Annotated in this window: 12 protein-coding genes, 2 tRNA genes and 1 other RNA gene; 14 read left to right on the forward strand and 1 reads right to left on the reverse strand. The window is 54.6% G+C overall.

Annotated features, from left to right (window positions below):
* The 8 genes from H586_RS0109865 to ssrA form a co-directional block, all read left to right on the forward strand.
* A partial coding sequence (locus H586_RS0109865; protein WP_027181941.1) for an undecaprenyl-diphosphate phosphatase occupies nucleotides 1–753 on the forward strand: 753 nt, incomplete at its 5' end.
* Nucleotides 754–823: 70 nt separating this feature from the next.
* A tRNA-Met gene (locus H586_RS0109870) sits at nucleotides 824–900 on the forward strand.
* 139 nt (nucleotides 901–1,039) lie between these two features.
* Nucleotides 1,040–1,116, forward strand: a tRNA-Met gene (locus H586_RS0109875).
* A 212-nt stretch (nucleotides 1,117–1,328) separates the two neighbouring features.
* On the forward strand, nucleotides 1,329–5,057 hold the full coding sequence (locus H586_RS20105) for a response regulator (RefSeq protein WP_162147967.1): 3,729 nt from the start codon (nucleotides 1,329–1,331) through the stop codon (nucleotides 5,055–5,057).
* Nucleotides 5,054–6,145, forward strand: coding sequence for a response regulator (locus H586_RS0109885; protein WP_011367860.1), 1,092 nt, complete (start codon nucleotides 5,054–5,056; stop codon nucleotides 6,143–6,145). Before H586_RS20105 ends, H586_RS0109885 begins: the two co-directional genes overlap by 4 nt.
* 19 nt (nucleotides 6,146–6,164) lie before the next feature.
* Nucleotides 6,165–7,352, forward strand: coding sequence for an ATP-binding response regulator (locus H586_RS0109890; RefSeq protein WP_027181942.1), 1,188 nt, complete (start codon nucleotides 6,165–6,167; stop codon nucleotides 7,350–7,352).
* An 87-nt stretch (nucleotides 7,353–7,439) separates the two neighbouring features.
* Nucleotides 7,440–8,024: a hypothetical protein gene (locus H586_RS0109895; RefSeq protein ID WP_027181943.1), complete on the forward strand. Its 585-nt coding sequence runs from the start codon at nucleotides 7,440–7,442 to the stop codon at nucleotides 8,022–8,024.
* 94 nt (nucleotides 8,025–8,118) lie between these two features.
* Nucleotides 8,119–8,478, forward strand: a transfer-messenger RNA (tmRNA) gene (gene ssrA, locus H586_RS20430).
* Nucleotides 8,479–8,592: 114 nt separating this feature from the next.
* On the opposite strand, the gene H586_RS0109900 is transcribed toward ssrA, so the two are convergent.
* Complete coding sequence (locus H586_RS0109900) at nucleotides 8,593–8,781, reverse strand: hypothetical protein (protein ID WP_027181944.1); 189 nt, start codon at nucleotides 8,779–8,781, stop codon at nucleotides 8,593–8,595.
* Between the two features lie 243 nt (nucleotides 8,782–9,024).
* Between H586_RS0109900 and H586_RS0109905 the strand changes: the two genes are divergently transcribed.
* The 6 genes from H586_RS0109905 to H586_RS0109930 are packed head-to-tail and all read left to right on the forward strand — an operon-like array spanning nucleotide 9,025 to nucleotide 15,458.
* A complete protein-coding gene (locus H586_RS0109905; RefSeq protein WP_027181945.1) occupies nucleotides 9,025–9,222 on the forward strand; it encodes a helix-turn-helix domain-containing protein in 198 nt (65 codons plus the stop codon).
* Nucleotides 9,177–11,426 carry a type I restriction-modification system subunit M gene (locus tag H586_RS18865; protein ID WP_211232562.1) on the forward strand — a complete coding sequence of 750 codons (2,250 nt, stop codon included), beginning with the start codon at nucleotides 9,177–9,179 and terminating at the stop codon, nucleotides 11,424–11,426. The genes H586_RS0109905 and H586_RS18865 overlap by 46 nt, the downstream gene beginning before the upstream one ends.
* The gene (locus tag H586_RS20110) at nucleotides 11,426–12,814 is read left to right on the forward strand and encodes a restriction endonuclease subunit S (RefSeq protein WP_027181946.1); all 1,389 of its coding nucleotides are present in this window, start codon (nucleotides 11,426–11,428) and stop codon (nucleotides 12,812–12,814) included. Before H586_RS18865 ends, H586_RS20110 begins: the two co-directional genes overlap by 1 nt.
* 1 nt (nucleotide 12,815) lies before the next feature.
* Nucleotides 12,816–14,027, forward strand: a complete 1,212-nt coding sequence (locus H586_RS0109920) for a ParB N-terminal domain-containing protein (protein WP_027181947.1) — start codon at nucleotides 12,816–12,818, stop codon at nucleotides 14,025–14,027.
* Between the two features lie 19 nt (nucleotides 14,028–14,046).
* Nucleotides 14,047–14,445 (forward strand): hypothetical protein, encoded by a 399-nt coding sequence (locus H586_RS0109925; protein ID WP_027181948.1) that lies wholly within the window; start codon nucleotides 14,047–14,049, stop codon nucleotides 14,443–14,445.
* A complete protein-coding gene (locus H586_RS0109930; protein ID WP_027181949.1) occupies nucleotides 14,442–15,458 on the forward strand; it encodes a Fic family protein in 1,017 nt (338 codons plus the stop codon). Before H586_RS0109925 ends, H586_RS0109930 begins: the two co-directional genes overlap by 4 nt.
* The last annotated feature ends 6 nt before the right edge of the window (nucleotides 15,459–15,464 follow it).

Here is a 15,464-nt window from a genome sequence, read left to right on the forward strand (position 1 = left end):
CTGACAGAATTTTTGCCAGTATCTTCAACGGGGCACCTGATCATTACGGGCTACCTGCTCGAATATACCGGCCCCAAGGCGGAATCGTTTCAGGTCGCCATACAGCTTGGAGCCATTCTGGCCGTCGTGTTTCTTTATAAGGAACGCTTTGCCGCCCTGTTTCGCTTCGGTACCGGTCACGGGCGGTTTTCCGGATTGCGGGGGTGGTACCTGCTTGCTCTTACCTCTGCCCCGGCCAGCGTGCTGGGCCTTTTGACACACAGCTTTATCAAGGAGCATCTTTTCGGGCCGGTCACTGTGGCATGGGCGCTGGCTGCAGGGGCGCTGTACATTCTGGCTGTTGAGCACAAAGGTGAAGGAACCCGTTACGAAACGCTGGATGATGTTTCTCCCGCGCTGGCTCTGGGAATAGGCATGTTCCAGTGCCTTGCTTTGTGGCCGGGGTTCTCACGGTCGGCGGCAACCATCATGGGGGCTCTGCTGCTGGGCAGCCGGCGCCGGCTTGCTGCGGAGTATTCGTTTGTCGCCGCTGTACCCATCATGTTTGCCGCCACAGGGTACGATATGTACAAATCTTATTCTCTCTTCTCTCCTGCGGACGTTCCTTTCTGGGCTGTGGGGATGCTGGTGTCTTTTGCTTCGGCATGGGCGGCGGTCAAAGGCTTTATCCATCTTGTGGGGCGGGTCACATTCCGTCCTTTTGCCTGGTACCGGCTTGCGCTTGCCCCCGTCGTGCTTCTTTTTTGGAGCTGACGTCGAAAAACTGCTTGCAAAGCTTGGTGTTCTTGTATAAACACTGCCTCCGTCGCAGCAATACATACGTGGCGAGGTAGCTCAGTTGGTTAGAGCATGCGGCTCATATCCGCAGTGTCGGGGGTTCAATTCCCTCCCTCGCTACCACGTATCACCCGGTAGAGTCCGTAATACAGCGGGTTAGCGGCGATCAGGCTTTAAAGGGCGAATTTGTCTGCAACAGGCATTGACATTCGACATAAAAAAGGCCACAAACCAACTCCCGCAGGAACAGTCCTGCACACATGGCGAGGTAGCTCAGTTGGTTAGAGCATGCGGCTCATATCCGCAGTGTCGGGGGTTCAATTCCCTCCCTCGCTACCATGTTTATCAAAGCCCCTTTCACGGGGCTTTTTTCTTTTTGTCCGTTCTCAGCTGCCGTCCGCTTCCGCGCCGTCTTGTCCTTACGTTATTTACCCTCAGTTGTTTTATGCCGGAATATCATTTCCGCCCTGCTGTCAGCTATCTATATTGATGGCATGATTGCTCCTGATTTCAAGCCGTTTTTTTTAAAGAAAAGCAGAAATTCCTCAGGCGTGTTCACAGCCTTTCTCACGCTGTTCATTCCTGCGGTGTTTCTGTCTGCTCTGGCCATCGCGCTTTTTCTCTATGCGGATATGCAGCACCGGATCGATCTGGAAAAAAGGCAGGAATCCGCCAGCGTGAGCAGCGCATATGACGGTATTTCCATGGAACTGAATATCGTTTTTCAGAGTATACTGAATGCGCTTAACAGAGGGTCTTTGAAGGAATACGCCGCGGTTCCCTCCTCTGAAAATTTTGCACGTCTGGTCTCTGACATGTACTCCTTTGCACTGGATAACAATCAGTTTGACCAGATTCGTATGCTTGATCCCGCAGGCATGGAACTGCTGCGCATCAACCGGAGTGACAGCGGGCCTGTTCTGGTCCCCGAAGAGAATCTGGCTGATAAATCAAGGCGCTATTATTATAAAGATATTATGGAGCTGGCTCCTGACAATATCTACATATCACGTCTGGACCTTAATATTGAAAACGGTGTGGTTGAAGTCCCCTACAAGCCTATCATCCGTATCGGGACAAAGCTGCTGGACAGAAGCGGCAAACTTCTGGGTATCATGGTTTTTAATTACCTTGCGGATAATATGCTGAACGGCGCCTGGATGCTGCGCAGCTCCGATCAGGGTGTGCTGATGCTGCTGGATCATGAGGGATACTGGTTGCAGTCGGATACCCCTTCGCAGCACTGGGGGTTCATGTTCGGTGATACGCTGGGTATTAATTTTGCCCAGCGGCATCCGGGGGTCTGGCAGCAGATGCTGCAGACGGGCTCCGGGCAGATCGCCACCTCTGACGGGGTGTTTACGTATGCAGCCGTCGCGGCCTCTCCGGCTGGCCACACCATCTATTCCTACAAGCAGATACATGTGCCGGATAAGTATCTGCGCGACTGGTTCATTGTTTCCTACATGCCTTTTCCGTCCATGACGGAGTTTTTGTGGGCGGAAGGACTGCCCTACTCCATGGCATTTTTTCTTGTATGTCTGCTGAGCATGGTCGGGACATTCATGCGGGCTGGTTTTCTGCAGGAGCGCAAAGAGGCGGTGCTTGCTTTGCGGAAAAGCGAAGAACGTTTCAGAGGGATTGTCGAAACTTCGCACGACTGGATATGGGAGATGGATCTGAGCGGGTGGATTACCTATTCAAGCCCGCGCATACGGGAAATACTGGGATACAGTGTGGAAGAGGCATACGGGAAGCGTATTTTTGACCTTATGTCCTACAATGATGCCCGCACCGCATGGGGGCATTTTATGAAAGCAGTGGAAAACGCCGCCGCCGTTGAACACCACGAAAACGCTTTTCAGCATAAGGCCGGCCTGCGGGTGGTGCTGGAATCGAACATGGTGCCCATGGAAGGTGACTCCGGAGAACTGCTGGGCTTCAGGGGCATTGCTCGGGACGTTACGGAAAAGAAGATTGTTCTTTCCCAGCTGGAAACGGCGCGTAAAGAGGCTGAAAATGCCAGCCGGGCCAAAGGAGAGTTTCTGGCCCGTATGAGTCATGAAATCCGCACCCCCATGAATGCCGTCATCGGCATGTGCCATCTGGCGCTGAAAACAGCACTTACGCCTAAGCAATTTGATTATCTTACAAAAATACAGTCTTCCGCCAATTCGTTGCTCGGGGTCATTAATGATGTTCTTGATTTTTCAAAAATCGAGGCCGGCAAACTGGATATGGAGCGCGTGCGGTTTAACCTGGAAACCACTTTGACAAATGTGGCCAGTGTCAATTCCATTGCGGCATCAGATAAAGGTCTGGAGTTTCTGCTTGATATGGGCAAAGACGTCCCCCTTGATCTTGTGGGAGACCCGCTGAGGCTGGGGCAGGTACTGACTAATCTGGTAAGCAATGCCATCAAATTTACATCCAGTGGAGAGGTCATTGTTTCTGTCAAGCTTGTTAAAGGCTCTGGTGAAAAGTCCCGCATCCGTTTTGCCGTCAAAGACAGCGGCATAGGCATCAGCAGCTCTGATCTGGCAAAGCTGTTCAACCCGTTTTCTCAGGCCGATGGCTCGATTACCCGAAAGTACGGCGGAACGGGGCTCGGGCTGAGTATCAGTAACAAGCTTGTCCAGCTGATGGGCGGCGAGATGCATGTTGAAAGTGAACCCGGCCGCGGCAGCATTTTTTCTTTTGAGCTGGAGTTTGAGCGGCACAGAACAGATTCCGCCGCAGAGCACCTTTCATTTACCGGTCTTGAAGGCACTCGGGTGCTTGTGGCCGACGACAACTTTACATCGCGCGCCATTCTTAAAGAGGTTCTGGAGTCCCTCCGCTTTGATGTGACTCTTGCAGAATCAGGTGAAGAGGCGGTCGATCTTGTTCAGAAAACAGCCGAACCCTTCAAGGTAGTGCTGCTTGACTGGCGGATGCCCGGTCTGGACGGTCTGGCGTGTGCACGGCATATCAGGCAGCTTGATCTGCCGGTGCGCCCCACCATTCTTATTATTACCGCTTACGGACGTGAAGAGGTTCTGGGTGAAATTCCGTCAGAGATTATTGACGGGGTGTTGCTCAAGCCTGTTGCCAGATCTCTGCTGTTGAATACCATCCTTGATGCCCTTCCGGAATACAGCAGCCGCCCCGAGCAGGAAAGCCGCATTATCCAGATAGATACGGCTCAGTTACGGCAGGAGCTGGCAGATACCAGCGTGCTGGTTGTTGAGGACAATAAAATCAACAGACAGATCGCCAAGGAACTGCTGGAAGGTGTCGGTGTGCGCGTCACACTGGCGGGTGATGGGCTTGAGGCTTTGGCTCTTGTGGAAAACTATGACTTTGATCTGATTTTTATGGATATCCAGATGCCCAGAATGGACGGGCTTGAAGCCTGCCGGCGTATCAGGCAGTTGCAGCACAAAAAGCAGCCACCGGTCGTAGCCATGACGGCGCATGCTCTGGCCGGCGACAGAGAGACCAGCCTGCGTGCAGGTATGAATGATCATATAACCAAGCCGATAGACCCTGATGAGCTGTATGCTGCGCTGGCAAACTGGATAAAACGGAACCATGCCCCAGAAGGGGCGGACGGCATTGCGTCTTCTGCCGAGATGGAACTGCCGCAGCCTGATGACGCTGGTGATGATGCGGATCAGCCGTATTCTTCAAGATATGCAGATGCTCCCCTGCTCGATTTTGAATCGGGGCTGAAACGGATCAAAGGGAACAGAAAGCTGTACAACGGGCTGTTGCGAGAGTTTGCGGATGAGTTTGCAACATATCCGCAAACCATAAGGCAGTATATCGGGCAGGATATGCCAGATGAGGCAAGACGGGTTAATCATGCCCTGCGCGGTGTTGCCGGTAATATCGGCGCCAAGCGCCTGTACAATATCTCAATTGAAATCAGTGACTGCCTTAAGGAACAGCTGCTTGAGTGCGCGCCTCTGGTGACGGAACTGGGCAGCAGCATGCTTATGACGCTCCGCGAGATAGAGCATTATCTGGAAACACTTGAAGCGGAATATGCCCCTGAATCCGGTCATGTATCTTCAGAGGGGCTTGCGGAACAGGTTGAAAAGCTGCGTGCACTTCTTAAAGTGCATGATACGCGTGCACTTGAATCTGTTGAAGGCTTGAAAAGCGTTCTGCAGGGCAGTCAGCCGGATATATACGATGATCTTGTCCGCGCGCTGAATAAGTTCGACTTTAAGGCTGCGCTGAAGCTTCTTGACCGTATACATCTGCAAACCGAAGAGAACGGGATGGTGCAATGATGAAAAGAACCAACCGGATTCTCATAGTTGATGACAACCATGTGAATATTCTTATCCTTAAGCAGATTCTGGAACAGGAGCATCAGGTGTTTGCTGCTGTAAACGGATACGAGGCTCTTGAACTGGCCTCGGGGCCGATGAAGCCCGACATTATTCTGCTGGATGTGCTGATGCCTGAAATGGACGGGTACGAAGTGTGCCGCAGATTAAAGGAAAATGACGAGACGCGCGATATTCCTGTTCTTTTTGTAACTACACAGGGAGAAGAAGAGGATGAGGCTGCCGGTCTTGCTCTGGGGGCTGTGGATTACATAGTCAAGCCGGTACGCCCTTCCATAGTGCTTGCGCGGGTACGGAATCATCTGCAACTGAAGACGCATCAGGATCAGCTGGAAGATCTGGTGCGGGACAGAACCCGTGAGCTGCAGCTGACTCAGGATGTGACTATTTTTTCATTGGCCTGCCTTGCCGAAATGCGTGACAACGAACTTGGTGGGCATTTTAAGCGGACGCAGAACTATGTCCGCCTGCTTGCTTCCGCCGCCAAGGCCAAAGGTGCCTATAAGGAATATTGGCGTCAGATTTCTGTAAGTATGCTGCACAAGTCTGCCCCCCTGCATGACGTGGGCAAGGTTGGCGTACCCGACAATATTCTGCTGAAGCCGGGCAAGCTTACAGAAGAAGAATTTGCCATCATGAAGCTGCATACGGTGTATGGCAGGGACTCTCTGGAGCGAGCGGAGTCGTTGCTGCAGTACAAGTCTTTTCTGAGCGTTGCCAAAGAAATAGCTTATTCGCATCACGAGCGGTGGGACGGCCGTGGCTACCCTGAAGGACTTGCCGGCGATGCTATTCCCGTTTCGGGCAGGATTATGGCTGTTGCCGATGTGTATGACGCACTTATCAGCAAAAGAGTGTATAAAGATCCCCTTCCCCATTCCACTGCCGTGCAGATAGTGCTGGAGGGCAGCGGCAATCATTTTGATCCTGTGTTGTGTGAACTGTTTGAACGACATCAGGAAGAAATCCGCGCCATAGCCATCGCAGACGCAGATCTGGAAGAAGAGCGTGAGGCATTGAGGAGATGACCGTTCAGGGCGGTGCCATATGATACATACCGCAGAACGCTTTTCCGTGCTTTGTGTGGATGATATGCCGGCCAATCTTGCCGTTCTTGATGGTATCCTGCGCGACGAATACATTGTGCTTACGGCTACCAACGGGCACGATGCACTGGAAATCGCAACGGGAGACTCTCCGCCGGATCTTATCCTGCTGGATGTGGTGATGCCTGGTATGGACGGGTATCAGGTTTGCCGGACGTTAAAAAAAATACCGGCTACTGCGGCCATTCCGGTTATATTCGTGACATCACTGGATGATGAGGGCAATGAGGAAAAAGGGTTCAGCCTGGGGGCTGTGGATTACGTCCAGAAGCCTTTTTCTCAGCTTGTCATCCGTGCACGGGTAAGAGCGCATCTGGTGATATACCGCACTCAGCGCATTCTTGAAAAGACAGTCAGAGAGCGGACAAGAGCTCTGGAACGTGCAAAAGAAAAAGCTGAAGAAGCCAACAGAGCCAAAACCGTTTTTCTGGCTAACGTCAGCCATGAACTGCGCACTCCGCTTAACGGAGTGCTGGGGATGGCACAACTGCTCTCCTCCACTTCCATGAGCGGTGAACAGCGGTACCTTCTTGCCAGCCTGAAGCAGTCGGCGGGCAGGCTGGGGTCGCTGGTTTCCGACATCCTTGAACACTCGAGCCTTGAAGCAGGAATGCTTCGTCCTTCCCAAGATAATTTTGTTCTGAAGGAAGCTCTGGCTCCGCTGATAAGGCACTTTGGTGCTGTGGCGGATAAAAAAAATATTCTGTTCACGCACACAGTGCAGGATGGTGTTCCCCGCACGCTTGCCGGAGACCGCGGGGCTTTGATCCAGATTCTGCACAATCTGCTTGATAACGCATGCAACTACACCTCTGTCGGGACTGTGGATCTGCATGTTGCTCTCTGGACGTGCGAAAATATCTGCACAGCCGACAACCGGAGAGCTGTCTGGTTGCGTTTTGATGTGCGTGATACAGGCAGTGGTATTCCGGAAGCCAAGGGGGGGGATATCTTTGCTCCTTTTTCCATCGCGGAGCATTTTCTTACAAAGCGTTTGGGCGGGGCCGGTCTGGGGCTGGCTGTGGCCAGACAGCTGGCAGAGCGTGATGGCGGGGAAATCAGCTTTGTCAGCAAAGAAGGTGTGGGCAGCACCTTCAGCGTGGTTCTTCCCTTTTTGCTTCCCTGCTGAATGCCTGTTCTGGCATCCATTTTGCTACTTCCCTGCGGAATGCCCTGAGGGGGAAATACATGCAGTGTCGGTCAGGAGGTAGCTTCCGTGCCTATAGATGGCGCTTTTAACCCGTTAGCCAGAATGATGCACATTTCGCACAGCGAAAGGGCGCATTCTGCCGGTGCAGACGATAATGCGCCTCCTGCCCGTCCGGCCGAAAGTCTGGCCCGTCTGACGGACAGAATCAGTCTTTCGGCTGTGGACCCCGCAGTGCGCCGGCAACTGGAGGCCATAGCAGAACAGGGGGGGAGTCTTGCTCCGGTGCTGGAAAACAACATATCTCAGCTGCAGGATGCCTTTATTGATGGGTTGCGCAGTGCTTTGACCAGCGCAGGTCTGAGCGTTGATGAAAAGGTAACTTTGCAGCTGCAGGACGGAGAGCTTGCCGTGCTGGGCGGCCATCCGGACAAGCACAAGCTGGACATGGCTGTTGCCGCCGTTCCGGAACTTAAAGAGTCTTTTACTGAAATCAAGGCGCAGGCCGAACTGGTGCGGGATTTGAACAGCATACAGGCTGCTGTCAACGCCAGCGGCAGACACGAGAGGTATCTTGCTCAGTCATCTCTGGGCGGAAGAGACTTCCGGGTGAGCCTCAGGGGATCCATGTCTCACTTCTATTTTGCCGGTTAACGTTTTCCCCCTTGCCAGCCGCTCTGTTAATGGCTACATGGTGTGTGCAGCCGGACAGAATCCCTTCTGTGGCCGGTAATATTTTGTTTATGAAGGGGGCGCACTGGTTTCGACGGGGATAAAGAAGCCGGAGTGGCAGGTCGAGGCGCCGCTGGCCTCGTTAAAAGCGGCACAAATGTAATTGCCAACAACGATTACGATTACGCAATGGCAGCCTAATTAGGCTTGCCGCACTGATTGGCTGACGTCAGATACGCCGACCAGTGACAAACTTATCCGACTGGCACCCAAAGCCGTCTGTCGCAGCGGGTGTAAGATTTTTTAAGACAGACTTGCCGCCGGTAGCCCGATCAGGGGCATCATCGGATGGCGAGCTTGAATACCTGATCTAAACCTGTAGAAGCTTCGAGTGGACTGTTCTCGGACGCGGGTTCGATTCCCGCCGCCTCCACCATTTCAAAAAGACAGACCCGTCCACTAACCGCGTCCGGTTATGGGGCGGGTTTTGTTTTTCTGCGTATTGTCAGCGACTTACGTCGCTTTCAGGGTGTCGGTACTGCCGCCCTGATCACTCCCTTTTCGGGAAACTTGTCATATCCCGCTTCTCTTTCGCCTCGAAATTCTCCGCATTCTTACCCCCAATCTCCGGACCTCGTCCGGTGTCCTGCATTTTTTCCTGCAACCGCTGTTCGGCGATCTCGTCGGCAAACTGGTTGATACTCTTCATGATTCCGTCAAACAGGTCGTTGATGTCCATGGTCGGTGCTCCTCGTTGTGGTTTATGCCCTTACTTACCGGAGAGACGGAGAAAGTGTCGGGCGTCGGTTGAATTTTTTGGTGATGGCCTTCTCTGGGGACTTACTTACCGGGCGGAGGCGGGATGTGTCGGAAAAGTCCTGCAATTGGCCATATTTCCTGTTTTCTTCTTGTCTTTATGGGTGTCCAGGGTTATCTTTCTTTATCAATTTTTCACTACGAATCTCTTCCGAACGGTGAGGTTATGGATAAAATCGACAAATGGCTGACCATTGATGAACTGGCGGGCTACATCAAGATGAGCCGGACCAAGCTCTACGGCATGGCCCAGCGCGGCGAGGTTCCCGCCTCCAAGATCGGCAACCAGTGGCGTTTCGACCGGGAGGAGATCGATCAGTGGATGAAGGCGCACGCGACCGGCAAAGGGGGTTCGAAGGCATGAGCGCACTGGAAATCAAACGTGACGAAAAGAAGGGCAAAATCTGGAGCCATGTGCGCAGCAAATGGCTGGTAGAAACACCCGAAGAGACGGTGCGCCAGGAATATTTGCTGGTGCTGGTCAACGAGTACGGGTTTTCCCTCGATCAGATCGCCGAGGAGATGGACCTGACTGGCCGGGGTTCCGCTTCCGCCCGCGCCGACTTTGTCCTCTGGCGCACCGCCCAAGACAAGGCCGACGACAACGCCCCTTTCATCATCGTCGAATGTAAATCCGATAACATCACCATCAAACCGCAGGATTACGGCCAGGGTGAAAACTACGCTCGCATCTGCGGCGCACCGTTCTTCGTCACCCACAACTCGCGGGAAACCAAATACTGGCGGGTCAAGAAAGACAAGGTGCCCGGCTACACGGAGGAAATCGAGAACATTCCCCATGGCGATGCCTCGGACAAGGACATCGAGGAACTGCTCTCCAAGCTCCGCGCCTTCAAGGAAAAAGAGTTCGCCGACCTGCTGCACAAGTGCCACAACATCATCCGCAACCGAGAGAAGAAAGACCCGGCAGCCGCCTTCGATGAAATCGCCAAGGTGCTGTTCATTAAGGTCTATGTGGAACGCTCCCTGCTCACCCGGCGCAATAAGACCAACCTCTTTACCGTCGATGTGTTGAAAGGCCAGATCGCTGAAAACCCGCTGGACAACCTGTTTCAGGAGACCAAGCGAGCCTACGCCGCCGACAAGATTTTCGAGGACGACGAGCGCATCAACCTCAAGCCCGCCACCGGCGAGGCCATCGTCAAGGAGCTGGAGAAATACAACCTCTCCGATACCAGCGAGGATGTGAAGGGCGTCGCCTTCGAGCGCTTCCTCGGCCGCACCTTCCGGGGAGAGATCGGCCAGTTTTTCACCCCGCGCACCATCGTCGAATTCATGGTGCACATGGTCGATCCCCAGGAAGGTGAGATTGTCTGTGACCCGGCCAGCGGCTCAGGCGGCTTTCTGATCCGCGTATTCGAGATCGTGCGCGAAAAGATCCTCGCTGACGCCGACCACGAGTATAACGCCTTTAAGGCCAAGGTCGAAAAGGACAAATCGCTTACCGAGGAGCAGCGGGCCAAGAAGCTCCAGGACAAATTCACCGAAGTGCAGACGCTTATAGACCAGAAGCGCGAGGGCTCCCGCCTGTGGCAGCTCTCCAATCGCTGCATCTACGGCACCGACGCCAACGACCGCATGGCCCGTACCAGCAAGATGAACATGATCATGCACGGCGACGGTCACGGCGGCGTCCACCACCACGACGGCTTTCTGAACGTCAACGGTATCTTCGAGGGGCGTTTCGACATCATTCTCACCAATCCGCCCTTCGGAGCCAATGTCGAGCCCACCGACAAAGTGCTGGAGGTGGATATCAAGGTCAATCCGGCCGCCGAAGAGCGCTATCTGAAGGAATACGGCGACCTCTATCGCGAAGCCCAGAACCGAGTGAAGGCGGCGCTCAACAAGCCCATCGCCAGCCTGTTCGACTTGCCCAAAAGCGACAAGGCCAAGATCAAGACCGAAGTGCTCTTTATCGAGCGCTGCCTCGACCTGCTCAAGCCGGGCGGTCGTCTCGGCATCGTGCTGCCGGAAGGCATCTTCAACAATCCATCACTCGCCTACGTGCGCGAGTTCACCGAAAACCGCGCCTTCCTCCGCGCCGTGGTCAGCTTGCCGCAGGAGACCTTCGTCAGCTCCGGGGCCAGCGTGAAATGCTCGTTGCTCTTTTTGCAGAAGTTCACCGAGGAAGAGCAACTGCGGTTTGACGAGACCTATGCCACCGCCAAGGCGGAGATTGAGGCCAAGTATGCGGACGAGATCAAAGCGGAAAGGGAACGGCTGGAAAGCGCAATCGAGGCGGCCAAGCAGGCCAAGGACGCAGAAAAACGCAAGGCCCTGCAAAAGGAACTCAAGGACTACCTGAAGGCGATGAAAGTCCGGCAGATCAGCGAGGCGCGGCAACGGCTCAAGGAGCGTTTCGACTACCCCATCTTCATGTACGAGGCGGAAAAGGTCGGCATCTCCGCCACGGGTGAGGAAGATCAGAACGAGCTCTACCCCAACCCCAACCAGCCCGCCGATTGCGACAAGACCTGCCTGGAGTGGTACCGGGAGTTCCTCGCCGATCCGAGCGCCTTTGCCGTGGCGGGAGTGGCTGAGTGATGACTGAAGTGGCTCAAGCCAGACCGCGAGTCTTTGGCGTCAGCTACCGGGAGCTACAGACGTGGAGCGTTGCCGCCCAATTCGCTGTTAACTGGAACTGGCCGGATGAGGTAATAAAGCCTTTGTCCAGCATCCTCCACCGACGAACGGAAGCTGCACTTGAAACACTAACGCCAGAGTCCTTCGCAACACTATTGACGATTCGTTTTGACGGTTCCATTGAGCCGAGAGAGCCGGTTCAAATCAAGGATGTTAAAGGGAAGTTATTCCGAGTCTTCCCCGGGGATGTCATCTTCTCCAAGATTGATGTGCGAAACGGAGCAATTGGTCTTGCCCCTGATGACATCGATGCCATGTGCGCAACTTCGGAATTTCCCATCTATTCAGTAAATATTGAAAAGGCACATCCTGAATATGTGAAGCTGTTGTTTCGCACAGCAGCATTTAAGAAGCTGCTCAACTCGATGATCAGTGGCGCATCAGGACGGAAGCGCATTCAACCATCGCAGCTAGAGGGTGTAAAAGTCCCCATCCCGCCGCTGCCAATTCAGCAGAAGATTGTGGCTCATTGGGAGGCGGCGCAACTGGAGCAAAGTCAGCTTCTTATGAAAGAGCAGGGCCTTATAAAGGAGAGCCAATCGACTACCCTTGCCCTTCTTGGAATTAAAAAAATCGAGGGCAAACCTGTTGAAAAAATGTTTTGCCTCCCGTGGAAAGATTCTGAGCGATGGAGCTATGAATATAATAAGCGTGTTCTTGCTGGATTATCATCTGTAGTTACAGGAGTTTATCCGGCAATCCCTTTGAACAGTATTTGTACAGGAGTGAGCGGATCCACTCCATCTAAGAAGCGTTCCGAGTATTGGGCAGACGGCACACTGCCTTGGGTTTCCCCAAAAGACATGAAAACTAGGCTAATTACCGATTCTATAGATCACATCTCAGACAATGCAGTTAAAGAACGCCAAGCCCCGGTAGTCCCACCCGGCAGTATTCTTTTTGTCGTACGAAGTGGGATTCTCCAACACACTGTTCCTGTCGCCATGACAGATATTAGTGTTTCAATAAATCAGGATATAAGGGCCTTCACTCCTAATACGGAAAATATTTTAGCGGAGTACCTACTCGCATATTTTGAAGCCAAACAAGACGAATTGTTGCGCTTGGTTAAATGGAGTACGACCGTTCAGAGTATCAACAAGGAAGAGCTTGAATCTTTCCCTATACCCTTTCCACCTGTGGGTAAACAAAAGGAAATCATCTCGACGGTACGTAGCTACCACGTCGAGATAGATTCATTGAGACAAAATCGAAACGCTCGGATTCTAAGCGCTGAAAGGGAAATCGAAAAAATGATCCTCGGCATCTGCCCTGTGGAGGCGCACTGATATGTCCAGAGGTCGCCAATATATCGAGTTCGAGGGGCTATTTTCGGAAAGCGTGCTGGGCATCTTCCGCATCATCCGGGGCTTTGCCGATCTGCGCGACCTGGCGGCCGTCTCCGTGCCTTACAAGATGGAGGATGGCGAGCAGGGGTTTCGGGTGGTCGGCCATCAGCGGGTGGAATCGGCCAAACACGCCGAGGAGATCAAAAACTACCTGGAGCAGAGTGAGAACCGCTTTCTCCCGGAGGTGATCCTTTCCGTTCGTGCGCCGGTCCGTCTGGTGGTCAACCGAGGCGAGATCGACCCGGATGAGCTGGGGTTGGGCGAGACGGTTTTTGGAGTGAAAAGCGACAACGGTGGTCTGGTGGATATCTCCCGCCGCTATTCAAGCCCGACCATGCGCATGCAACGGCTGCGTGTGCGGCGCGGCGATCTGGAGCAGCTCCAGCGGGATAAAATCATCCGCCGCATCGACGGCAATCACCGCCTGCATCTGGCCGAACAGCTCACCGAAGACCCCAACACCCCGACCAAGTATCTCGCCCCTTTCTGCATGGTGCTGCTCGGCCCGACGGATAACGACGCCGACGACTTCGCCGAATCGTTGATCTTCCACACCATCAACAGCACCGCTCTGCCGCTGGAGTCGGAACACGGCCTGCGATTGCTGCTGGGGCAGGATCCGGCGCACGCCATGACTCCGGATACCGAATTCGCCTACAACCCGGCGCTGCACCTCACAAGGCTTTTGGCCGACCGGCTACAAGGACTGCCGCAACCGGCCCGGCAACGCTTCGGCGAACGACCGTTGACGGCGCTGTGGGAGTCGGCCCGCAACCTGATCGCCATGGACGAAACCATCGCTCAGGATCGGCAAACATTGACCACCTTTGCCGACGATCTGTTTGCTGCGCTGGCGGACATCGCCACCCGGCTGACCGTCAATCATCCATCGCTATGCAGAACCTACGGTTTCTTCGAGCTGGCGGCGCGGGTCTGGCGAGAGGCGGTGGGGAACGACCACGAGCAAAAAGTCCGCTGGACGGTGGACTATCTCGACCGCATTGGTCATTGGCTCGGCGGCCAGGGCATCACCAACCTGCTCGATCCGCTCTCTCCGGCGGAGCAACTGCTCAAGACCTTCAAGGCGGCTCAGTCCCGTATACCCACGGGTTTTCCTTGCCCGTTGGTACCCGCCACAGGATGCCCCGAATGACGCACACAACAGAGCCAACTTGCGTCTGCAACAGCTTCGGCAAACTCTGACCAACCTCCAACAGCAACACGGCGTCGGGCTGGAGCTGATCGACATGGGCACGGAAGAAGGCGGCACCTTCCCGATTCATAGCCGGATGTACGAGGCCATCGCCTCCTCGGACATCATAATCTGCGATTTGACCGGCCATCGTCCGAATGTCTACGTTGAGGCGGGCTACGCCCTGAAACACCACGAGAGCAATCGACTTATCTTCTTGTTCGAGCCGAGCGGTGCCGGTGACCAGGTGCCGTTCGACCTGAACACCTTCAAATATGTACCCATCACCCAGGCGGCGGAGATTCCCAACCGCTTGACGCCGGAACTTGAATCGATCTTGCAAAGCGCTGGCGCACTACTCGGGGGAGGAGCGGCATGACGAAATCCACCTACCAGCCGCCCTACACCATCACTCCTGAGATACTGAACCGGGTCGCCGCCATCAGCGAGGCCATCGGTCGGTTGACCGTGCTCACTGATCAGGCGAGAGCTTTGCGGCTGCGGCACATCAACCGTATTCGCACCATTCACGGCTCGCTGGCCATCGAGGGCAATACCCTGAGCGAAGCGCAGATCATCGCGATTCTGGAGGGCAAGCGGGTCATCGCCCCGCCCCGCGAGGTGCAGGAGGTGAAAAACGCCCTGGCCGCCTATGACCGTTTCAACAGCTGGAAACCCTCATTGGAAAAAGATTTGCTGGAGGCGCATCGGATGCTGATGTCCGGCCTGATCGACGAGGCGGGACTGTATCGGCATGGAGGTGTGGGAGTCATGGCGGGAAGCCAAGTGATCCACATGGCCCCGCCCGCCGACCGGGTGCCGCATCTGATGAGTGACCTGTTCACTTGGCTGGCCGCCACCGACGCCCATCCGCTCATCGCCAGTTCGGTTTTTCACTACGAGTTCGAATTCATCCACCCCTTCGCCGACGGCAACGGCCGCATGGGGCGGCTGTGGCAGAGCCTGATCTTGGTTCGCTGGAATCCCCTGTTCGCCGATATCCCGGTGGAAAGCCTGACCTTTGAGCACCAGGCCGAGTATTACCAGGCCCTGCAGGAAAGCACCCAAAGGACCGACTCCGCCCCGTTCATTGCCTTCATACTGCGGATGATCCTGGATACGGTGACCTCCTCCGCCCCCCAAGTCAGCCCTCAAGTTACCCCCCAAGTCGGCGATCTGCTGGCGGCGATCCGGGGCGAGATAGGCCGCGAGGCACTGCAATCCGCCATGGGGCTTTCGGACCGCAAATCCTTCCGCGAGCGCTACCTCAAACCGGCCCTGGCTGAGGGCCTGATTGAGATGACCATTCCCGACAAGCCCAACAGCCGCTTGCAGAAATACCGCTTGACCGACAAGGGCCGCCAGTGGCTGGCGCAGCATGGCGATGGATAAAACCGG

Source organism: Oleidesulfovibrio alaskensis DSM 16109 (genome assembly GCF_000482745.1).
In the GTDB taxonomy this organism is placed as follows: domain Bacteria; phylum Desulfobacterota; class Desulfovibrionia; order Desulfovibrionales; family Desulfovibrionaceae; genus Oleidesulfovibrio; species Oleidesulfovibrio alaskensis.

What these genes read in the sequence shown, in the direction of transcription:
- H586_RS0109885 (WP_011367860.1), top strand. Translation starts at nt 5,054, where the DNA reads ATGATGAAAAGAACCAACCGGATTCTCATAGTTGATGACAACCATGTG.
- H586_RS0109930 (WP_027181949.1), top strand. Translation starts at nt 14,442, where the DNA reads ATGACGAAATCCACCTACCAGCCGCCCTACACCATCACTCCTGAGATA.
- H586_RS20110 (WP_027181946.1), top strand. Translation starts at nt 11,426, where the DNA reads ATGACTGAAGTGGCTCAAGCCAGACCGCGAGTCTTTGGCGTCAGCTAC.
- H586_RS0109900 (WP_027181944.1), bottom strand. Translation starts at nt 8,781, where the DNA reads ATGGACATCAACGACCTGTTTGACGGAATCATGAAGAGTATCAACCAG.
- H586_RS0109890 (WP_027181942.1), top strand. Translation starts at nt 6,165, where the DNA reads ATGATACATACCGCAGAACGCTTTTCCGTGCTTTGTGTGGATGATATG.
- H586_RS0109905 (WP_027181945.1), top strand. Translation starts at nt 9,025, where the DNA reads ATGGATAAAATCGACAAATGGCTGACCATTGATGAACTGGCGGGCTAC.
- H586_RS0109920 (WP_027181947.1), top strand. Translation starts at nt 12,816, where the DNA reads ATGTCCAGAGGTCGCCAATATATCGAGTTCGAGGGGCTATTTTCGGAA.